Raw genomic sequence first — 20166 nt, 5'->3', positions numbered from 1 at the left:
CAATGCGGCTATGACCAGGACCTCATTTGCTCGATCCCTGATGGCCGTCGCCGCGGGCTGTGCGGCCGGATTCACCCTCTTGACCGTTCCCGCCCAGGCGTCGAACGAGAACCCCCTCGACTGCTCCGGTGTGCCGGGCGCGCAGGCCGCGGCCGACCGGGAGAGCGCGCAGCGCGGCATCGCGATCACCCCGCTGTGCTTCAGCGGTGGCCTCTACAGCGGCATCCACGCGGGCATTCCGCTGGCCGTGCTGAACCCGCTGACCATGCCGGGCACCGCGAGCGTGTGCGTCGACGAGCGCGGAACCGTCGAGGCCGCAGCCAAATTCGAATGGACCGACCGGGTCCACGTGATGCCGATGTGCATCCAGAACCGGGCGTTCGGCGTGTACGAGCTGTAGTTCCGAGCCGCCGATCCGCGGTCCGCACGGGGTCGATCCGTGCGGACTTTTTTTGACCCTTGCGATATACGTATACATCTACTTATAGTGAGTCGGGCGGGACACACAGCCGCCGCACAACTGCACACAGACCAGCGACGACGAGCCGGAACAGGGGCTCGCCGCTCGAATACCCATGCCCATATGCGCATGCACATATTGAAATGGAGCGACCGATGACCACCGAGACGCACCCGACGCCCGCCACCGTCGACACCACCAAGCCCGACACCACCAAGCCCGACGCCACCGCACCCGACGCCGACGGATTCGGCCCGATCACCGTCAAGGTCGGCCCCGGGGGCGGCCGCTTCCAGCGCTTCACCGGGCGCAAGGTCGGCGAGTCGCGGCAGGTGAGCAAGAAGAGCGTCGACACCATTCGCGTGTACCTCACCCGCAAGGGCAACTACGTGGTGCACACCCAGACCTCCGAGTGGGCGGACTATGCGCTCGCCGAGCACTGGACCAAGGACTGGAAGGACTGGCGCTCGATGATCGGCGAGCAGAACTGGGGCGATTTCACCGTCGAGGTCGTCGACTCGCTCGACGCGCTGCGCGCGCTGGTGCCGCCGAAGGTCCACGAGACGATCGCCGACCGCGCGCGGCATCCGCGGACCCAAGACCTCGACGTCTGACCCACCTGGCCCGGAAAGGACCTCCATCATGTTCGCCAGACTGGGGCGCGTCGTCGTCCACCATCCGTGGAAAGTGATCGGGTTGTGGGTGATCGCGATCGTCGCCGTGCTGTCCACGGCACCCGCGCTCACCGCGACGACCGACCAATCCGCCTTCCTGCCCTCGCATTACGAGTCGATCCAGGCGATGAAGCTGCAGGAACAGGCCTTCCCGCAGAATGCCGCACCGGCCGCGCTGATCGTGGCGGTCCGCGCGGACGGCGGCCCGCTGACCGAGACCGACTCGGCCACGATCGCCGCCGCGGCCGGCGCGCTCACAGCCCGCGACATCAAGGGCGTCACCGGCCTCCAGGTGACACCGCCCTCGGAGAATCGCCTGGTCCAGGTCATCGCGGTGCGGATGACCAAGCTGACCGACGCGGCGGACAAGACCCAGGGCGAGGCGGTGAAGAGTCTGCGCGAGCACCTGAAGGAGCAGGTCGAGGGCACCGGTCTCAAGGCGGGCATCACCGGCACGGCGGCGCAGACTCTGGACCAGACCGAGCAGGGTGAGAAGGGCATGGCGATCATCGGCATCGCCACGATCGTGCTGATCCTGGTGTTGCTGCTGATCATCTTCCGCAGTCCGGTCATCGCGCTGCTGCCGGTGGTCACCATCGGCGCCATCTCGAGCACGGTCGGTGGCCTGATCGCCATGGCGGCCGAGGCCTTCGACCTCGAGATCGATACCTCGGTGAACTCGATCCTGCTGGTGGTGCTGTTCGGTGTGGGCACCGACTACATCCTGTTCCTGATGTTCCGGTACCGGGAACGGCTGCGGGCGGGCGACGATCCGAAGACCGCCATGGTCAATGCCGTCGCGCGGGTCGGCGAGGCCATCACGTCGGCGGCGGCCGCGGTGATCATCGCGTTCATGGCGCTGACCCTGTCGAGCCTCGGGATGTTCCGGGCGCTGGGACCGGCACTGGCGATCGCGGTAGCGGTAGCGCTGCTGGCCGGGCTCACGCTGGTGCCCGCGATCGTCTCGCTGTTGGGCACCAAGGTGTTCTGGCCGTCGAAGGCCTGGCAAGTGGAGCCCAAGGGCGCCCGGTTCGGCGCGATCGGCGCGGCGATGGGCAGGCGGCCCGGCGTATTCGCCGTCGCCTCCGGCGGTGTGCTGGTGGTGCTGGGCGTGTTCGCCTTCGGTTTCAATCCGACCTTCGATCTGAGCTCGGGCTCGACCACCGATGCCTCGGAGTCGGTGACGTTCACCACCGAGCTGCTCGAGGGCATGCCGGCCGGAGCCACCCAGCCCTCGGAGGTGCTGTTGCAGTCGGCCGCGCCGCTGGCCGAGGACCAGCTCGCGAGTTACCGCACGGCGCTGACCGGGGTCGACGGCGTCGGTCAAGTCGGCGCACCGCAGCTGTCGGCGGACGGCACGATCGCGAACTTCCAGGTGACGCTGGCGAACGCGCCGGAATCCGATGCCGCGCTCGACACGGTGGCCGGGCCGCTGCGCGAGGTCGCCCACCAGGCGGCACCGGCGGGCGCCACGGCGGCGGTCGGCGGCATGACGGCGGTGTTCGTCGACTTCGAGGACGCGATGAACCACGACTACCGGATCGTGTTCCCGGTGGCCGCCGTCCTGATCATGCTGGTGCTGGCGTTGCTGCTGCGCAGCCTCGTCGCCCCCTGGTACCTGATGGCCTCGGTGTTTCTCGGCTTCGCCGCGACGCTGGGCGCGACGGTGCTGGTGTTCCAGCGGATCCAGGGCGAGCACGGGCTGATCTTCACGCTGCCGGTGATCATGTACCTGTTCGTGGTGGCCCTGGGCACCGACTACAACATCCTGATGGTCGCCCGGCTGCGGGAGGAATCCCGCGAGGGCCACACGCCCCGCGAGGCGGCGGCGCTGGCGGTGCGCCACACCGGGCCGACGGTGGCCGCGGCGGGCCTCATCCTGGCGGGCACCTTCGCCTCGATGATGCTGGCGGGCAACAGCTCCCTGTCGCAGATGGGCTTCGCCATCTCGGTGGGCATCGCGATCGCGGCCTTCGTCATGGCGCTGTTCTTCACCCCGGCGGTCACCGCGCTGCTGGGCCGCCGGGCCTGGTGGCCGGGCCACGGCGGCGACAGCGACGAGGAGCGCTCACCCCGCTGGGCCGAGTACTCCTACGCCGAGAGCTACTACACGCCACCGGCGCGTCAGCGCCCCTGACACGCCAGGCGCCGCAGGTCCGCTCCCCCTCGGGAGCGGGCCTGCTCGTCTATCGTTGCGCGTGTGGCCAAGTCTGCGACACCGGCGGTCGAGCTACCGGTGGGTGAGCACACGGTGCGGGTCAGCAATCCGGACCGGGTGTACTTCCCCGAGCTCGGCGCCACCAAGCTCGACCTGGCGCGGTACTACCTGAGCGTGGGTGACGGCATCGTCAACGCGCTGCGGGACCGGCCGTGCATGCTGCACCGGTTCCCCAAGGGTCTGCCCGGCGGGAAGGTGCATCAGAAGCGGCTGCCCGGCGGCGCGCCGGACTGGATCTCGACGGTGCGGGTGTACTTCCCGCGCTACGGCAGGCACGCCGACGAACTCTGCGTCCACGCGCTCGCCGACGTGATCTGGGCGGTGCAGATGTCCACGGTGGAGTTCCATCCCTGGAACTCGCGGGCGAGCGACACCGAGTCCCCCGACGAGTGGCGCATCGACCTCGATCCCATGCCGGACTGCCCGTGGTCGCGGGTGCAGCGGGTCGCCGGGGTGGTGCACGAGGTGCTCGACGAGCTGGGGGCGGTCGGCTGGCCCAAGACCTCCGGCGGCTCGGGGCTGCACGTCTACGTGCGGATCGCGCCCGAGCACGGATTCAAGCAGGTGCGCCGGGCCGCCCTGGCCTTCGCCCAGGAGGTGCAGCGGCGCGCGCCCGCCGACGTGACGACCGCCTGGTGGCGCAAGGACCGTGATCCGGCCCAGCTGTTCGTCGACTACAACCAGAACGCGCGCGATCACACCATCGCCGCCGCGTACTCGGTGCGCGGTGTGCCCGCGGCGACGGTGTCGACCCCGGTGCGCTGGAGCGAGATCGGCGACATCCACCCGCGCGATTTCACCATCGCGACCGTTCCGGCCCGCTATGCCGAGCTCGGTGACATCCAGGCCGAGATGGACGACGCGGTCTTCGACATCACCCCGCTGCTCGACCTGGCCGACCGGCACGGCGTCGACGAGCCCGTCGACCTCGACGAACCGTGACCGTGCCCCGGTGATCCGGCGAACCCGGGGCGGGGCGGCACCGTCGCGCCGGAGAGGGAAGAATCGGATTCCGACACAGCCCGGCCGCACCGTGCGGTCGACCACTCCAGGAGGTCTCCGTGCAGGAATCCGCGACCACGATCGCGCTCGGCCCGGACCCGCAGGCATCCCGACTGCTCGAGAAAGCGGTCGTGGGGGCGGGCGCCCAGGTCGGCGAGCTCGCCGACGCGGAGGCACTGATCTGGACCGGCAAGCCCACTGACTTCCCGGCGACGCTGCCGCCCGCGGTGCGCTGGGTCCAGCTGCCCGCGGCGGGGATCGAGGACTACTTCGACGCCGATGTCTTCGCCACGCACCCCGACGTGCTGTTCACCTCGGCGGCGGGCGCGTTCTCGCACAGTGTCGCCGAGCACGCGCTGATGCTGCTGCTAGCCGGGGTCCGCTACCTGCCCGAGCACCTGCGGGCGACCTCGTGGCAGCAGCGCGAGTTCTTCCCGCACGTCGGCTCGTTGCGCGGGAAGACCGTGACCATCGTGGGCGCGGGCGGGATCGGGCGGGCGCTGATCCCGATGCTGGTGCCGCTGGGCGCGCACGTGATCGCGGTGAACCGCTCCGGCACGCCGGTGACGGGCACGGGCATTCCCGACGGGATGGAGACGCTGCCCGCCGATCAGCTGGGCCGGGTGTGGTCGCATACCGACCACGTGGTGATCGCGGCGCCGGCGACCGCGCAGACCCGGCACCTGGTCGGCGCCGACGAACTGGCCAGGCTCAAGCCCTCGTCGTGGGTGATCAATGTGGCGCGCGGCAGCCTGGTCGACACCGACGCGCTGGTCGACGCGCTGACCCGCGGGGTGATCGGGGGCGCGGGCCTGGATGTCACCGAGCCCGAGCCGCTGCCGGACGGGCATCCGCTGTGGACGTTGCCGAACGCGATCATCACCCCGCACGATTCGAATCCGCCGCAGCTGCGCCTGGCGGCGTTCGCCGATCATGTCGCCGCGAATGTCGCCCGGTTCGTCGCGGGCGCGCCGCTGCTGGCGATCGTCGAACCGCGACGCGGCTATTGAGCGATCCGGCCGCGTGACACCCAGGCCGCGATCTGGCTGCGCTTGGCGAAGCCGAGTTTGGTGAGAATGTGCTGGACGTGGTTCTGCGCGGTGCGTTCCGACAGCACCAGCGCGGCGGCGATCTCGCGATTGGTGAGGCCGCGGGCCACCAGGTCGGCGACCTCGCGTTCCCGCGGAGTCAGGGTGGCGCACGCGTTCTCGTGGGCGGTGAGCACACGCAGCCGCTCGATCCAGGGCTCCATGCCGAGCGATACGGCTACCGGCAGGGCGGCCACCGCGAGCGCGACCGCGTCGGCGGTGGCGCCGCGGGCGAACAGTAGTTCGGCGCGTTCGCAGTCGGCTTCGACGGCGAATCCGGGCGCGCCCATCGTCCGCGCGGTGTGCCCCGCCGAGCGCAGGTCGGCGCACGCCGTGTCCGGGTCATCCAGGGCGGCAGCGAATTTCCCCAGCCACAGGGTGGTCGGGCCGAGATAGTGGGCGTTCCCGCCACCGCCGGTGATGTGCCCGTCGCGATAGCGCGTCAGCCGCGCACGAAAGTAGGCGACATCGTCGCGCAGGCCGAGCGCGGCGGCCACCGCGCCGCCGACGGCGAGCACATTGAGCAGGAAATACGGTGGCACCGGCCACTTCTCGGGTCGGCCGAGGCCGCGATAGAGCGGTTCGGCTTCGGCGATCAGGCCGCTGTCGACCAGCGGGAAGGCGGTACCGAGGGCGGCGAACAGCAGGTTGCGGACCTCGCCGCGCATCGGGGCGTGGGGCAGGACCAAGGCGTGCGGGTCGTGACCGGTGTGATGGCCGACGACGGCGCGCAGCGCCCGGAACGCGCCCTCCCCGGCGGGATGGCCCAGCGTGCTCGCCAGGGTGTGGGCCCGGGCCGCTCGATCGAGCGCGTGCGCGAATTCACCGCGGGCCTGCGCCAGCGCCGCTTCGGCGACCAGCAGATGCCACCTCGACATGGGACCGCCGGTGTGCTCGGCGCACCAGGTCAGACAGGACAGCTCCCCGGTGATCTCGCCCAGATCGCCCCGCTCCCACAGCGCGTCGAGGCGCCACAACCTGCCCCACATCTCCACGGCCGGATCGCGCGCGAGTTCCCCCGCCGCGATCATGCGGGCAGCCAGGACGCCGTGTTCGTCCCGATGGTCGGGACCGCTGCAGGCGAGCTGACGCGCCCGCAGCGCCGCCGCGAGAACGGCGGGATCGTCACCGCGATCGGCCGAGACCAGGGCGGCCCTGCTGGATTCGTCCACGCCGTCGAGCCTGCCGAGGTAGATCGCGGTCTCGGTGGCACGGGCCAGCAGGCGCGCGCGCAGGGGCTCGGGCAGGTCGTCGGCGGCGAGTGCCTCGGCGCAGGCGTCGGCGATGTCGCGATCCCAGCCGCGATCCCCGATCGGTTCGAGCACCAGCGCGGCTTCGGCCTGCAACGCCGGTTCCCCGGCCTTGCGGGCCAGCGCCTCCGCGGCCGCGCAATCGGCGCGGGCGGCGATCAGGTCACCGGCCCGGACCGCGGCGAGGGCACGCTGGAGCACCAGCCTGCCCCGGTCGACCGGATCGAGCGCGGCGGCATGGGCCAGGGCCAGCCCGTACAGCCGCACCGCCTCCTCGAAGGCCAGCTCACGCAAGGCCACCTCCGCCGCGCGCCGCGCCCAGCGGACGGCGGGCTCGTGCGCCCCGGCCACCGCCGCGTTGGCCCAGTGCCAGGCCAGTGCGGCCGAATTCGCCTCGACCGCATCGGGATACAGCGCCTCGATCGCCAGCGCCGCACGTTGATGCAACACCACCCGCTGCTGTAGGGACAGCCCGTCGAGCAGGGTCGCGCGCACCAGCGCGTGCGCGAACCGCACCGTGCCCGGTTCCGCGGCGGTCGCCAGCAGGCCCGCCTCGATCGCCTCGTCGACGGCGGCGAGGCAGTCCACCGCCGGACGGGCGACCAGCCGGGCGGCGACCGCGATCGAGAACTGCTCGCCCAGGATCGACGCCGCCCGCAGCAGCTCCTGCGCCCGGTTCGACCGCGGCGCCATCCGGCCGCGCACCACCTCACGCAGACTCGTCGGCAGGCGCAGCGCGCCGTCGGTGGAACCGCGCATCGAACGACCCAGCTCGCGCAGGTAGAAGGGGTTGCCGCCGGTCATGTCGAAGGCTTCGCCTGCCAGCTCGTCGGGTAGCTCGCGGCCGGCCTCCAGCCGCAGGCAGCGCGCCGAATCGGCCGGCGAGAGCCCGCGCAACAGCAGCGACGCGGTCACCGGTTCACGCAACAGCTCCGGTTTGATCGCGGGCCAGCCGCCGTCGGTCGCGCCGGTGCGTTCGGTGGCGCACACCATGATCCGGCGCTCGCGTAGCGCCCGCACCACGTAGAGCAGCGCCTGCAGCGACGGTTCGTCGGCCCAGTGGATGTCGTCGATCACCAGCAGCACGCCGGTGTCGGTGCCGTCGAGACCGGCGGCGAAGCCCTCGAACAGCGCGATCCGGTCGGCGCCGGGCACGGGCGTCCCGGTGCCGAGGGCCTGGCGCCACAACCAGAAGGGCGGAGTGTCGGGGAGTTCGAGGGCGCGCGCCCACAGGGTGCGCACCCCGCGATCGCGGGCGCGTCCGGCCAGTTCGGCGACCAACCGGGTCTTGCCGACACCCGCCTCCCCCGAGCAGATCACCAGGTGGGGCGCGCCGTGGACCGCGTCGTCGAGCCGGGCCAGCAGATCGGCCAGTTCTGCCTCGCGTCCGATGAGCTCGGTGATCACGCCGCACCTCCGAGTATCAGAGCATACTCGCAGGTGAGGGCCCTACAGAAGGGTCAGGAGGCGGTGCGCTCGGTGAGCCCACCGACCGTGACGACGTACTCCTTGGCCTTGTCGTCGTAGCTGATCGAATAGGTAGTCGGGTACCGGGTGGAGCGCTGGTAGGCCTGCGGCTGCGGAATGTCCCCGGTGAACGACGGCTTGGTGAGCAGCCACTCTCTGGTGAACATGGGCTCGGTGAAGATGTACTGGCCGTCCCACGCGCCGTTGATCAGGGTCTGGGTGAACTCGCCCGGCGCGACCGGCTTGCTCATGTCGACCCAGTGCACGCCCATCGCCGGCACCGCCTGCACCTCGATCGGTTCGGGCAGCGTGCTGCTGTCGGCCGGCATGTACTTCGAGTCCGGGCTGTGCGCCGCCTTCGTCAGGAACTCCGGATCCTGCGGGTCGATCGCGGCCACCGCGGCGGCGTCGACGAAATAGAAGTGGGCGTCGAAGTGCGGCTTGTCGAACATGCCGATCGGCGGGTGGCCGTGCGGCACCCAGTCGAAGGTGAGGTGGTTGATCACCGTGCCCGACGCTTCCTCGGGCAGGGCCAGCGGCGGGCTGGCCGGTGGCGGACCTTCCGGCATGGCGGCGGGCATCGGCAGGCCCTCCAGCGCCGCCTCCTGGATCCGCAGGCCGACCTCGGTCGGGGTGCCGGAACCGTCGGTGGTCACGAAGGTGCGGATCTGGCCGTTGCCCAGCGCGCGTTCGTCGCCGTAGTAGGTCTTGTCGGCATCGTCGCCGCAGGCCGCGGCGGTGGCCAGGACGAGCAGGGCCGCCAGCGCGGCGGTGAGGCTTCGCGTGCGCATCTCACTCACCCCTGGGCCACGGTCTCGACGGCGGCCTCGAAGGCGCGCACCCGGGCATCGGGACCGGGACGGATGCCGACCCGGTCGAGGGCGGGGAAGAGCCGCTCGGCGGCGAACCGGTCGGCGGCGTCGGCCGACTCCCAGATGTCGACGACGGTCAGCGCGCCGTCGCATTCGCCGACGAAGTGCCACCGATTGCCCGCGACCGGTTCCGGTCCGAGCGCCTCGTGCACCGTCCGGTACTGCGCGAGACCCACCCCGGGGCTCTCGGTGATGTGGACGTAGGTCATGGCTCCTCCATTCGACGGATCTGTCCCGAAGGTAGGAGCCCCAGTGGCGAGAAGCGTCCGCCGAAATACTCATCTGGCTACTCAGAGCACCGAAGTTTCCATTCGGACGGATGAACGATGCGCCGGAATCGGACACGACGGTTAGGCTGTCCTCGTCCTGGTTCGGTAAGGATGGGATCGGCAATGGGATGGACCTTCAGCGCTGACGAATTCGCGCACGTGTGGCGGGAATCCGGTCAGGACCGAATGCCCTTCCCGATCCGGGTGCTCGAATCACCGCGCACCGAGGACGAGGCCGCCCGGTTACGCGCCGACCTCGACCATCGACTACCCGGCGGCGGCGACCCCGACCTCGCCGCCTGCCTGCGGATCATCGCCGCACCACACGCCAGGATCGTGCTCGTCGGCGGCGCGCACACCCCCGGCAGCGAGATCCGGCTGCTCGCCTGCGCGGTCTACGACCATGCCGTGCTCGTCGTCCAGGAACCGGGTTCCCGACCCGATTTCGGTGGTCGCGTGCGGGTTTCGATCGGGCACACCGCCGGGATCGGCGCTCGCGTCGCCGCCTGCCTGCCCGATACCCCGCCCGGCCGCGAACCCGCGCGCGAGGCCGCCGCCGACGCCGTTCGCGACGAGGAGACCGTGGTCGCCGCGCATCCCGCCGTCCCCCGGATCCAGCGCCTGCTGCGGCGTCCGCACACCGCCGAGGGACACATCCGCATCGAAACCGGGCTCGACCGCGCCGCGCCGACCCCGCCGGTGCACTACAGCTGGATCGATGTGGCCGGGGACGGGCGCTACCTGCTGCGCGCGGGAGAAACGGTGCACGTCGTGCCCGCCGCGAGCGGTCAGCTGGCCGCCCAGCTCCAGCGCAGGCTGGCTCCTGCGCACAGTTCCACCACCCGAAGGTCCGGCTAGCCTGGACGCCGACGCACGATCTGGAGGGGAGACGCGATGACGATCGAGAGCAGCAGAGCCGAGATCTCCCGGTTCCGCAGCGCCGCCGCGGCGGGCACCGTGAAGTTCGATCCCGATGCCGCGCGCCGCTGCGCCGACCTCTACGAACAGCAGGCCGACCGGCTCGCCCAGCTCCGTCAGCGCCTCGAATACGCCGGTGCGGCGGGCGGATTCGGTGGTTTCGTCTCCGCGCAGCAGTTGCAGGCCGGGTTCGCCCACAAGGCCCGCGACGCCGCCGAACTGCTCGACCACTACATCGAGGCCGCCTACCGGATGAAGGAGGCCTTCCTGCTCAGCGCCGGTCTGCTCGACGAGGCCGACGCGGCCGCGGCCACCGCGCTGCGCGCGGTCGACCCGAGGCGGCGCTGATGGGCGGCACCGACCCCACCTACATCAGTGCGATGGAGCATTTCGAGTCCATGCCGCACGAGCAGATCTACACCCGAACCCAGCAGATCGATGCGGGCGAGATCCTCGACAGCTCGCTCGCCTGGCTGGAGAGTGCCGCCGCACTGACCACGACCATGCCGCTGACCAGGTCCAACGTCGACCGCGTCCTCGACGAGACCGGGTGGGAGGGTGCCGCCGCCGACGCCGCTTTCGCCAGCACCCGCGCCTTCGCCGACTCGATCGGCGAGCTCGCGGCGGTCTTCGGCGAGGTCGGCGCCCGCCTCGGTGGGGTCGCGGCGGCCGCGGAGGCGGTGAAGCTCGCGGTCGTCGCGCCCGGCGGTTCCGGGCCGATCGGCACCATCGCGCGGTTGCTCGAAGCCGCCCATGTCATCGACGCGCAGATGGCGGCGGAAGCGTTGCGCCAGGAGGCCGTGCTGGCGATGAACATGATCTACAAGCCCGCGTATTCGCTGGCCGGGACCGGTGTGCCCGCCTTGCCCGCGCCGCCGGGATCGGAGTCGTCCAGCGGGCAGGGACGCGACGGGTCGTCCCCGGAGCTCCCGCAACCCGCCGCACCACAAGGTGATTCGCCCAAGAACGGTTCGACGCCAGATACCGGCACGACCGACCCGGGCTCCGGGAACGGGGCAGGCTCGGCGCCGAGCCAGGACCCGGCCCCGACTACCGAATCTCCACAGCCGGAAACCACTCCCGTGCCGTCGAGCGAGACACCCGCTCCCCCGACTTCGGGCAGCCCCGCCCCGACGGAAGAATCCGAGCGACCGGCACCGCCGACGACCGATCAACCGGCGCCTTCCGCACCGACCTCGGAACATCCTGTGCCGCAACCAGAACCCTCCACCCCTGCACCGCAGACCTCCACGTCGGAACAGCCCGCCCCCCAACCGGAGCCCGCACCACCGACCCCCGAACCCGCGCCGACATCCGAACACCCCGCACCGCAGCCTCCGGCGCCCACGACCGAACAGCCCGCGCCCCAACCTTCCGCCCCCACCTCGGAACAGCCCGCGCCCCAACCGGAACCCGCGGCCCCCGCACCCGAGCCAGCGCCGCAAGCGCCGGCGCCCACCTCGGAACACCCCGCACCCCAACCGGAGACCGCAGCCCCCGCACCAGCGCCGCAGCCACCCGCGCCGACTTCGGAACGGCCGCAACCGGAGTCACCCGCGCCGCCGAGCCCCGCGCCGGAAGTGCCGGTACCGCAGCAGGTTCCGCAGGCGCCGGAGCCGCACGCGGGTATCGGGGTGCCGCCGGTACCCGGTGGGCCGGTCGATCCGGGTGGGCAGCCGGGGGTGACCGGGCCGATCCCGGAGACAGCCGGCCCACAGCCGCAGCCCGTGACGCCGCCGCCCGCACCACCGCTGGATCTGGATCAGCCGGGCGTCATTCCGCCGCGACGGTAGTCGCGGCGGCGTGGCCGCCGATGCCACCGCACAGCCACGATCGCGACGGGGCGGGACCGGGGCCGCTCGGTGCCACCCGCCTCCGTGACCCGCGAGTGAGCCTTCCCGGCTGTTCCCCGCACCTGGGTCGGGTCGGGCTGCTCGCCCACGCCGGGCAGTGCGGGAGGACGAGTTCGGCCCGAAGGGGGTCCGGTAACTCGCCCGCTACGGACGAACCGCCGCGTCGTCGTGGAGCGCGGCGGCTGGTAGCGGGTGCGAACCCGGAGCGCCTCGACCTCGGGTCGCGAAAGGTCTACCCGTGGCGGTGTTTCCGGTGCCGGCGTCCGGGATCAGACCTTGACCAGGTCGTCGGCGTGGATGACCGGGCGCTGCATGGTGTCGGGGAGTTCGGTGGTGGAGCGGCCGAGCATGGTGGTCAGTTCGGTGCTGTCGTATTCGACGACGCCGCGGGCGACCACCCGGTTGTCGGGGCTGACCAGGTCGACGACATCGCCGCCGAAGAAGCGGCCGCGGACGCCGGTGATGCCCGCCGCGAGCAGGGAGCGGCGCTCGGCGACGGCTTCGACGGCGCCCGCGTCGATGAGGACCGAGCCACGGGTATCGGCGGCGTGCCGGACCCAGAACTTGCGGCCGGACAGGCGGACCGGGCGGGCGGCGAAGGCGGTGCCGACGGTGCCGTCGGCCAGCGCGGTCGCGGCGTCGGCGGCCGAGGCGAGCAGGACGGGGATGCCCGCGTCGGCGGCGAGGCGGGCGGCGGACAGCTTGGAGGCCATGCCGCCGGTGCCGAGCGCGCCCCCGCTGCCGGCGATCACGCCGTCGAGGTCGGCGCTGCTGCGCACCTCGGGGATGAAGTTCGCGGCGCCCTTGCGCGGGTCACCGTCGTAGAGGCCGGACACATCCGAGAGCAGGATCAGCGCGTCGGCGCCGACCAGGTGCGCCACCAGGGCGGCGAGGCGGTCGTTGTCGCCGAAGCGGATCTCCTCCGTGGCGACGGTGTCGTTCTCGTTGACCACGGCGATCGCGCCGAGCGCGCGTAGTCGGTCCAGGGTGCGCTGGGCATTGCGGTGGTGCTCGCGGCGGGCGAAGTCGTCGGCGGAGAGCAGCACCTGGCCGACGGTGCGGTCGTAGCGGGCGAACGAGGTGCCCCAGGCGTGCGCGAGGGCCAGCTGGCCCACACTCGCCGCGGCCTGCTTGGTGGCCAGGTCCTTGGGCCTGCGCGACAGGCCAAGCGGCGCGATGCCCGCGCCGATCGCACCGGAGGACACCACGACCACGTCCGAACCGGCCCGCATCCGCGCCTCCACGGCGTCGGCCAGCCGATCGAGCCGGTCGGTGTCCAGACCGCCCTCGAGGCTGGTCAGCGCCGACGAACCGATCTTCACCACCACCGCGCGCGCCGACACGATGGCCTGGCGCGCCGCACTCAGCTCCGAACTCACCTGCATAGCCTTACTCCCTGCACCGCGATCACCGTCGTCGACGGTCCCAGCTCATGCCGGTGACCCACCGCAGTATGCCGATCGAACGACCGTGTCCGACACCGGTTTTCGACCGGCGCCGACACGGCCGGACCCCTACTTCCCGTCTTCGTCGAGCAAGCCACGACGCGCACGCGAGGCGAGCTTGCGCTCCGCCGCGCCGATGCGGTCGTTGTTCTCCAGCCGGATGTCGGTACCGCGGCCGGTCGGCACGATGTCGACACCGGCGGATACCTGCGGCTCCCACTCGAACGACACATCGCCGATCGTCACCGAACACCCCGGCTCAGCACCCTGCTTGACCAGCTCGGCCTCGACGCCGAGGCGGGCCAGCCGGTCGGCCAGATAGCCGACGGCTTCGTCGTTGTCGAACTGGGTCTGGCGCACCCAGCGCTCCGGCCGGGTACCGCGCACGATGAAGCCACCCGGCTCCTGCGGATCCGCGATCACGCTGAACCCGGACTCGTCGGTCGCGATCGGACGGATCACCGTGCGCTTCGGCGCGGCCTTCGGGTGATCTTCGCGATACTGGCGGACCATATCGGCCAGCGCGAAGGTCAGCGGACGCAGGCCGGCGCGGCTCACCGCGGAGATCTCGAACACCGGCCAGCCGCGTTCGGTGAACTCCGGCGTCACCATCTCGGCCAGTTCGGCGGCGTCGGGAACGTCGGTCTTGTTCAGGATGACCACGCGGGGCCGGTCGGCCAGGTCGCCGAGGCTCGCGTCACCGGCCAGGGCCGGTTTGTACGCGGCCAGTTCGGCCTCGAGCGCGTCGACGTCGGAGACCGGGTCGCGGCCCGGTTCCAGGGTCGCGCAGTCGACGACGTGGGCCAGCACCGCGCAGCGCTCCAGATGGCGCAGAAAGTCCAGGCCGAGGCCACGACCGTCGCTGGCGCCGGGAATCAGACCCGGCACGTCGGCGACGGTGAAGGTGGTGTCGCCGCTGGCGACCACGCCCAGGTTCGGGACCAGCGTGGTGAACGGGTAGTCGGCGATCTTGGGCTTGGCGGCCGAGAGCACCGAGACCAGCGAGGACTTGCCCGCCGACGGGAACCCGACCAGGCCGACGTCGGCGACCGACTTCAGCTCCAGGACCAGGTCGAGCTCTTCGCCCTCTTCCCCGAGCAGCGCGAAACCGGGCGCCTTGCGTGCCTTGGACGCCAGCGAGGCGTTGCCGAGACCGCCGCGGCCGCCCTTGGCGACCACGAACTTGTTGCCGACGCCGACCAGGTCGACGACGACCTCGCCGTCGGCATCGACGACCACGGTGCCGTCGGGCACCTTGAGCACCAGGTCGGTGCCCATCTTGCCGTCGCGGTTGCCGCCCTCGCCGGGCTTGCCGTTGCCGGCCTTGGCGTGCGGATGGAAATGGAAGTCGAGCAGGGTGTGGACGTTCGGGTCGACCTCGAGGATCACATCCCCGCCGTTGCCGCCGTTGCCACCGTCGGGACCACCGAGCGGCTTGAACTTCTCACGATGCACCGAGGCGCAACCGTGTCCACCTCTACCGGCACGAACATGCAGCACGACGCGGTCGATGAATTTGGACATGGGTTGATCCTCCTCCTTCTGACTGGTCGATTGCGGTAAGGGTGAGCGAACACGACGGAGCGGGTCAGGGAAACAACCCTGACCCGCTCCGGTGTCCGTGGGGAGCTGACGCTCCAGGCGGTCAGGCCTGGACCGGCTCCGGGACGACGATGTTGACGGTCTTGCGGCCACGCTTGGTGCCGAACTCGACCGCGCCCGCCGCGAGGGCGAACAGGGTGTCGTCGCCGCCACGACCGACGTTCACGCCGGGGTGGAAGTGGGTTCCGCGCTGACGGACGAGGATCTCGCCCGCGCTGACCTTCTGGCCACCGAAGCGCTTCACGCCGAGGCGCTGGGCGTTCGAATCACGACCGTTCCGGGAGCTGGATGCACCCTTCTTATGTGCCATTGCTTCGTCTCCTCGGGATGTCTTACTTGATGCCGGTGACCTTGATGACCGTCAGCGGCTGACGGTGACCCTGGCGCTTGTGGTAGCCGGTCTTGTTCTTGAACTTGTGGATCCGGATCTTCGGGCCCTTGGTCTGATCGACGACCTCGGCGGCCACGGAGATCTTGGCCAGCTTGTCGGCGTCGGTGGTCAGATCGGCGCCGTCGACGACGAGAACCGGGGTCAGGGCCACGGCGGTGCCGGGCTCACCCTCGATCTTCTCGACCTTCACCAGGTCACCGACCGCGACCTTGTACTGCTTTCCGCCGGTCTTGACGATTGCGTACGCTGCCATCGGTCGGCTTCCTCCACTCACGTTGGTCGTGCTCGTTTCACGTCACAGCTGCGCGACGCGTGTTCTTGACTGGGGCTCATTCCCGCGAACGGGGAGAGCAACGGTCACTTGCCTGCGGAATCACCCTGCCGTTCGGCTAGGTGCCCAATCGCGGGGCAGCGACCGACCTAGGTTACCAGACCGGTATCCACTCCCCCAATTCGGCCGGTCAGGGCCGAATCGAGGGCCTGCGCGCGAGGAGTGCTCCCCGCGCGCAGGCGGCCTCCTAGTTCGATTCGGGCGCGGGTGCGCCCGCCGGCCTGCCCACCGCGCGACGGCGCGGCTTGCGGGCCGGGACGACGACCGGCTCGGCGGCGAAGTCCACGACGGCCGCGGCGGGGGGCTGCTCGCTCGTCGACAGGACGAACACCGCGCCCGCGCTGTCGGGGGCGGGTGCCGCCGTCGAGCGGGCCACGCGGCGCCTGCGCGGTGCGCGAGCAGCGGGCTCCTCCACGACCGGCTCGGGTTCGGGCTCGGCCTGTTCGGGCTCCGGCTCGACGGCGGTCTCCACCACGACGGGCTCCGGCTCGGCAACAGGCTCGGCGACCGGGGCCGCCTCCTCGTCCGCCGCGACGGGCTCGGCCGGGATGACCCCGGTGAGCGCGGGACTGTCGGCCGCCGACTCGGCCTGAGCGGCAGCGCCCCGGCTCGACCGGCGTGACCGGGACCGCGACCGCGACCGGGTCGGCTCGGCGGGCGCCTCCGCGGGGGCCGCGGTCTCGGCCACGACCTCCTCGACGGGCTCGCCGTCCTCACCGTGGTGGGCGGCCATCGCGAGCGCGACCGGGTGGGCCCGCTTGACCGCGATGTCCTCCTCACCGTGCTCGGCGGCGGGCGCGGTGCCGTTGGTCGCCGGAGCGGCCGCGGCGGCGGGCTTGTCCTGGGTCTTGTCCTTGCCGCGACGACGACGCGACGAGCCTTCCTTGGCCCGGTTGCCCGAGTCGTCGGCACCGGACCCGGCGTCGACCGGATAGGAGTGCACGAGGATGCCGCGCCCGTGGCAGTGCTCACAGGTCGTCGAGAACGCCTCGACCAGTCCGGTGCCCAGCTTCTTGCGGGTCATCTGGACCAGGCCGAGCGAGGTCACCTCCGACACCTGGTGCCGGGTGCGATCGCGGCCCAGCGCCTCGGTGAGCCGGCGCAGCACCAGGTCACGGTTGGATTCGAGCACCATGTCGATGAAGTCGACGACGATCATGCCGCCGATGTCGCGCAGCCGCATCTGGCGCACGATCTCCTCGGCCGCCTCCAAGTTGTTCTTGGTGACCGTCTCCTCCAGGTTCGACGAACCCGACCCGGTGAACTTGCCGGTGTTGACGTCGACGACCGTCATCGCCTCGGTGCGGTCGATCACCAGCGTGCCGCCCGAGGGCAGCCACACCTTGCGATCGAGCGCCTTGGCCAGCTGCTCGTCGATGCGGAAGGCGTCGAACACGTCGACACCGTTGTTCTCGTGCCGGTTCACCCGCGGCAGCAGGTCCGGCGCGACGGTGCGCACGTAGGTCTCGACCGTGCTCCAGGCCCGCTCGCCCTCGATGACCAGCTTGGCGAAGTCCTCGTTGAACAGATCGCGGATGACCTTGACCAGCATGTCGGGCTCTTCGTAGAGAGCCTTGGGCGCGTTGGACTCCTTGGCGGCGGCCTCTTCGATGGTGCGCCAGGTGGCCTGCAGCCGCTCGACGTCGCGAGCCAGCTCGGGCTCGCTGACACCCTCGGACGCGGTGCGGATAATCACACCGGCGTCGGCGGGCACGATCTCGCGCAGGATCTCCTTGAGGCGCTTGCGCTCGGTGTCGGGCAGCTTGCGGCTGATCCCGGTGGAGGTGCCGCCCGGCACGTACACCAGGAAGCGGCCCGCGAGCGAGATCTGGGTGGTCAGACGGGCGCCCTTGTGACCCACCGGGTCCTTGGACACCTGCACCAGCACCTGATCGCCGGGCTTGAGCGCCTGCTCGATCTTGCGCTCCTTGCCGCCCAGACCGGCGGCGTCCCAGTTCACCTCACCGGCGTAGAGCACGCCGTTGCGGCCGCGGCCGATGTCGATGAACGCGGCCTCCATGCTCGGCAGCACGTTCTGCACCTTGCCGAGGTAGACATTGCCCACCATCGACGCCTGGCCGGAACTGGTCACGAAGTGCTCGACCAGGATGTTGTCCTCGAGCACCGCCACCTGGGTGGTGATCTGGTGACCCGGCGCGTGCTCGGCGGCGTCGAACGACTTCTCCCGCACGACCATCACCCGGTCGACCGCCTCGCGGCGGGCCAGGAACTCCGACTCGGTCAGGATCGGCGGACGACGGCGACCGGCCTCGCGGCCGTCGCGGCGGCGCTGACGCTTGGCCTCGAGCCGGGTGGATCCGGAGATGCCCTGCACCTCGTCGGACGCGGCCCGGCCACGGCTCTTGTTGCGCGGCTCGCGCTCGTGCACGACGGTGTTCGGCGGATCGTCCTCCGACGACGCGTCGGCATCGCCGCCCTCCCCGCCGACCTTGCGGCGGCGACGACGGCGGCGGCGCCGGCTCGCGCCCTCGGGCTGGGTGTCGTCTTCGTCGTCGGAGTCGGCGTCGGTGTCCTCGGCCTGCTGCTCGGCTTCGTCGGTGGCGGCCTCGGACGACGCGGCGGGCTCGTCGTCGGTGTCGTGCTCGGCGCCCTCGGTGTCGGTGTCGTCGCCGTCGGCGGACTGCTCGCCCCGGCCACGGCCGCGACCACGACGGCCCCGGCGACGGCGGCGCGGCTGCCCGTCGGCGTCGTGGTCGCCGGTGTCCCCGGCGGCGTCGGACTCGTCCTCGACCGGCTCGGCCTCGGCCTCGATCTCCTCGACCGGCTCCTCGGTCCGCTTGACGGTCCGCTCGGCGCGGCGGCGCTTGCGCGCCTCCTCGGCGGCGGTGGCGTCCGGCGGCAGGAACAGCGGCGCGGTGAAGGCGGGCGCCTCGAAGCTGACCGGCTCGACCACCGCCGGTTCCTCGACCGGGCGGTGGGTGAACAGACCGGTGTGCGCGTCGTCGGCCATGGCGGCGAAGACTTCGTCGGTCCGCGCGACCTCGGGTGCCGAGAACATCGGCGCGGGCGCGGTGGTCGTGTCGGCCGGCTGCTCGGCGACGGGGGCGGTCGACGGCGGGGTCGCCGTCGCGGGGGTGGATGCCGAGGATTCGCCGGTATCGGCGTCAGCGGCGGCGATCGCGTCGCGCACGGTCTCGGCGACCGCGCGATCCACATTCGATTGGACGCTGCGCGCCTCGGCCCCCAGTTCGGCCAGTTTGGCCAGGATGCGTTTGCTGGTCACTCCCAACCGCTTGGCCAGTGCATGAACTCGAATTCGCTCCGGCAATTGATCGGCATCCTGTTGTGTTGTGTCCAGCGGCTCTGTATCGGCCACGAAGTCTCCTCGGGCCCCCGGGCGCGTCCTTCCCCGGTACGGGAGTGACGCGGCCGACGCGGGGGCATCGTCCGTGCACCTCGTACCCGATGGTACGAGGGTCATCTGGTCTCGCCCCGCGTGTCCGGTCGCACCTCGATCGATCTTCTGGCGGGCCAACCGGTCACGCGGCGCCTGGCTGTGCGGCGTGACTCCGCGTTCCGAGCGCTCATCCAGCGTGCCTGCGCGGGCAACCCCAGCAACAGGGTCGTCCGTGGCAGCGATGATCGGCATCCAACCGCGGTGTCATCCGGTCATGTCCGTCACCGCCGTCGCGTACCTGCGCGACAGGCTGTCACCAACCGCCCTGTTCGAGCATCGGTGACGAACACATCCATAGTCAGTATCCCATACGGTTCGCGCGGGGATCGCCATCGGCGCAACTCCCGCGAACCTCGGCCGCTCGAGCTCGTCGCGTCCACACCGGACGCGACGAGCGAGTACAGCGCGTTCAGGCAGCATCCAAAACTGCCTGACCGGGCGCCCTGCGTGGTTACGCTGCGCTACCGCCTCCGGGCGCTGACCGTTCAGGCAGGGAATTCGGGGAACCAGAGCGCGATCTCGCGCTTGGCGGACTCGGGCGAGTCGGAACCGTGAACGAGGTTGAACTGGGTCTCCAGGCCGAAGTCGCCACGGATGGTGCCCGGGGTGGCCTTCTCGACCGGATCGGTGCCGCCGGCGAGCTGACGGAAGGCCGCGATCGCGCGCGGACCGGACAAGACGGCCGCGACGACGGGGCCCGAGGTGATGAACTCGATCAGCGAGCCGAAGAAGGGGCGCTCGGCGTGCTCGGCGTAGTGCTCCTCGGCGAGCTCGGTCGACACGTTCTTCAGCTCCAGCGCCTCGAGGGTCAGGCCCTTGCGCTCGATACGGGCCAGCACCTCGCCGACGAGGCCACGGGAGACGCCGTCCGGCTTGATGAGTACCAAAGTCTGCTCAGTCACGGCGTC

The 20166-nt window shown here is 71.1% G+C and carries 17 protein-coding genes; 8 read left to right on the top strand and 9 right to left on the bottom strand.

Annotated features, from left to right (window positions below; translation table 11 throughout):
• Positions 1-10: 10 nt before the first annotated feature.
• From Q7X29_RS09970 to Q7X29_RS09950, 5 genes are all read left to right on the top strand, one after another.
• On the top strand, positions 11-400 hold the full coding sequence (locus tag Q7X29_RS09970; RefSeq protein WP_255588603.1) for a hypothetical protein: 390 nt from the start codon (positions 11-13) through the stop codon (positions 398-400).
• 215 nt (positions 401-615) lie between these two features.
• Positions 616-1074: an EXLDI protein gene (locus Q7X29_RS09965; RefSeq protein ID WP_316573877.1), complete on the top strand. Its 459-nt coding sequence runs from the start codon at positions 616-618 to the stop codon at positions 1072-1074.
• A 28-nt stretch (positions 1075-1102) separates the two neighbouring features.
• Positions 1103-3271 (top strand): MMPL family transporter, encoded by a 2169-nt coding sequence (locus Q7X29_RS09960; protein WP_316573876.1) that lies wholly within the window; start codon positions 1103-1105, stop codon positions 3269-3271.
• 63 nt (positions 3272-3334) lie between these two features.
• Positions 3335-4294: a non-homologous end-joining DNA ligase gene (gene ligD, locus Q7X29_RS09955; RefSeq protein WP_218721457.1), complete on the top strand. Its 960-nt coding sequence runs from the start codon at positions 3335-3337 to the stop codon at positions 4292-4294.
• Between the two features lie 119 nt (positions 4295-4413).
• Complete coding sequence (locus Q7X29_RS09950; protein ID WP_218721458.1) at positions 4414-5364, top strand: D-isomer specific 2-hydroxyacid dehydrogenase family protein; 951 nt, start codon at positions 4414-4416, stop codon at positions 5362-5364.
• Here Q7X29_RS09950 and Q7X29_RS09945 read toward each other — a convergent pair.
• The 3 genes from Q7X29_RS09945 to Q7X29_RS09935 are packed head-to-tail and all read right to left on the bottom strand — an operon-like array spanning position 5358 to position 9240.
• Entirely contained in the window at positions 5358-8099 is a 2742-nt protein-coding gene (locus Q7X29_RS09945; protein WP_316573875.1) for an ATP-binding protein, read from the bottom strand. The two genes, Q7X29_RS09950 and Q7X29_RS09945, sit on opposite strands and share 7 nt — an antisense overlap.
• A 53-nt stretch (positions 8100-8152) precedes the next feature.
• Complete coding sequence (locus Q7X29_RS09940) at positions 8153-8950, bottom strand: DUF5602 domain-containing protein (RefSeq protein WP_316573874.1); 798 nt, start codon at positions 8948-8950, stop codon at positions 8153-8155.
• Between the two features lie 5 nt (positions 8951-8955).
• Complete coding sequence (locus Q7X29_RS09935) at positions 8956-9240, bottom strand: hypothetical protein (RefSeq protein WP_316573873.1); 285 nt, start codon at positions 9238-9240, stop codon at positions 8956-8958.
• 183 nt (positions 9241-9423) lie between these two features.
• On the opposite strand from Q7X29_RS09935, the gene Q7X29_RS09930 reads away from it, so the two are divergent.
• Genes Q7X29_RS09930 through Q7X29_RS09920 form a run of 3 tightly spaced genes read left to right on the top strand, consistent with a single transcriptional unit; the run spans position 9424 to position 12011 of the window.
• Positions 9424-10158 carry an ESX secretion-associated protein EspG gene (locus tag Q7X29_RS09930; RefSeq protein WP_316573872.1) on the top strand — a complete coding sequence of 245 codons (735 nt, stop codon included), beginning with the start codon at positions 9424-9426 and terminating at the stop codon, positions 10156-10158.
• A 36-nt stretch (positions 10159-10194) separates the two neighbouring features.
• Positions 10195-10566, top strand: a complete 372-nt coding sequence (locus Q7X29_RS09925) for a hypothetical protein (RefSeq protein WP_218721463.1) — start codon at positions 10195-10197, stop codon at positions 10564-10566.
• Positions 10566-12011: a hypothetical protein gene (locus tag Q7X29_RS09920; protein ID WP_316573871.1), complete on the top strand. Its 1446-nt coding sequence runs from the start codon at positions 10566-10568 to the stop codon at positions 12009-12011. The genes Q7X29_RS09925 and Q7X29_RS09920 overlap by 1 nt, the downstream gene beginning before the upstream one ends.
• Before the next feature lie 329 nt (positions 12012-12340).
• On the opposite strand, the gene proB is transcribed toward Q7X29_RS09920, so the two are convergent.
• The 6 genes from proB to ndk form a co-directional block, all read right to left on the bottom strand.
• Positions 12341-13456 (bottom strand): glutamate 5-kinase, encoded by a 1116-nt coding sequence (proB, locus tag Q7X29_RS09915; RefSeq protein ID WP_449411940.1) that lies wholly within the window; start codon positions 13454-13456, stop codon positions 12341-12343.
• A gap of 129 nt (positions 13457-13585) precedes the next feature.
• The gene (gene obgE / locus Q7X29_RS09910; RefSeq protein WP_218721465.1) at positions 13586-15040 is read right to left on the bottom strand and encodes a GTPase ObgE; all 1455 of its coding nucleotides are present in this window, start codon (positions 15038-15040) and stop codon (positions 13586-13588) included.
• Positions 15041-15161: 121 nt separating this feature from the next.
• Entirely contained in the window at positions 15162-15428 is a 267-nt protein-coding gene (gene rpmA, locus Q7X29_RS09905) for a 50S ribosomal protein L27 (RefSeq protein WP_067486232.1), read from the bottom strand.
• Between the two features lie 22 nt (positions 15429-15450).
• Complete coding sequence (rplU, locus tag Q7X29_RS09900; RefSeq protein WP_110039506.1) at positions 15451-15762, bottom strand: 50S ribosomal protein L21; 312 nt, start codon at positions 15760-15762, stop codon at positions 15451-15453.
• Between the two features lie 265 nt (positions 15763-16027).
• Complete coding sequence (locus Q7X29_RS09895) at positions 16028-19177, bottom strand: translation initiation factor IF-2 N-terminal domain-containing protein (RefSeq protein ID WP_316573870.1); 3150 nt, start codon at positions 19175-19177, stop codon at positions 16028-16030.
• A 566-nt stretch (positions 19178-19743) separates the two neighbouring features.
• Positions 19744-20160 (bottom strand): nucleoside-diphosphate kinase, encoded by a 417-nt coding sequence (gene ndk, locus Q7X29_RS09890; RefSeq protein ID WP_218721467.1) that lies wholly within the window; start codon positions 20158-20160, stop codon positions 19744-19746.
• Positions 20161-20166: the final 6 nt, after the last annotated feature.

Source organism: Nocardia canadensis (genome assembly GCF_032656385.1).
GTDB lineage: Bacteria > Actinomycetota > Actinomycetes > Mycobacteriales > Mycobacteriaceae > Nocardia > Nocardia canadensis.
The sequence above is the reverse complement of the archived record's forward strand: the minus strand, read 5'-3'. Positions and strand labels throughout refer to the sequence as shown.

Bases quoted from the DNA above. Each gene is read 5' to 3' on its own strand.
- Q7X29_RS09970 (WP_255588603.1), top strand. From the start codon at position 11: ATGACCAGGACCTCATTTGCTCGATCCCTGATGGCCGTCGCCGCGGGC.
- Q7X29_RS09965 (WP_316573877.1), top strand. From the start codon at position 616: ATGACCACCGAGACGCACCCGACGCCCGCCACCGTCGACACCACCAAG.
- Q7X29_RS09960 (WP_316573876.1), top strand. From the start codon at position 1,103: ATGTTCGCCAGACTGGGGCGCGTCGTCGTCCACCATCCGTGGAAAGTG.
- Q7X29_RS09940 (WP_316573874.1), bottom strand. From the start codon at position 8,950: ATGCGCACGCGAAGCCTCACCGCCGCGCTGGCGGCCCTGCTCGTCCTG.
- Q7X29_RS09935 (WP_316573873.1), bottom strand. From the start codon at position 9,240: ATGACCTACGTCCACATCACCGAGAGCCCCGGGGTGGGTCTCGCGCAG.
- Q7X29_RS09930 (WP_316573872.1), top strand. From the start codon at position 9,424: ATGGGATGGACCTTCAGCGCTGACGAATTCGCGCACGTGTGGCGGGAA.
- Q7X29_RS09925 (WP_218721463.1), top strand. From the start codon at position 10,195: ATGACGATCGAGAGCAGCAGAGCCGAGATCTCCCGGTTCCGCAGCGCC.
- Q7X29_RS09920 (WP_316573871.1), top strand. From the start codon at position 10,566: ATGGGCGGCACCGACCCCACCTACATCAGTGCGATGGAGCATTTCGAG.
- proB (WP_449411940.1), bottom strand. From the start codon at position 13,456: ATGCAGGTGAGTTCGGAGCTGAGTGCGGCGCGCCAGGCCATCGTGTCG.
- obgE (WP_218721465.1), bottom strand. From the start codon at position 15,040: ATGTCCAAATTCATCGACCGCGTCGTGCTGCATGTTCGTGCCGGTAGA.
- rpmA (WP_067486232.1), bottom strand. From the start codon at position 15,428: ATGGCACATAAGAAGGGTGCATCCAGCTCCCGGAACGGTCGTGATTCG.
- rplU (WP_110039506.1), bottom strand. From the start codon at position 15,762: ATGGCAGCGTACGCAATCGTCAAGACCGGCGGAAAGCAGTACAAGGTC.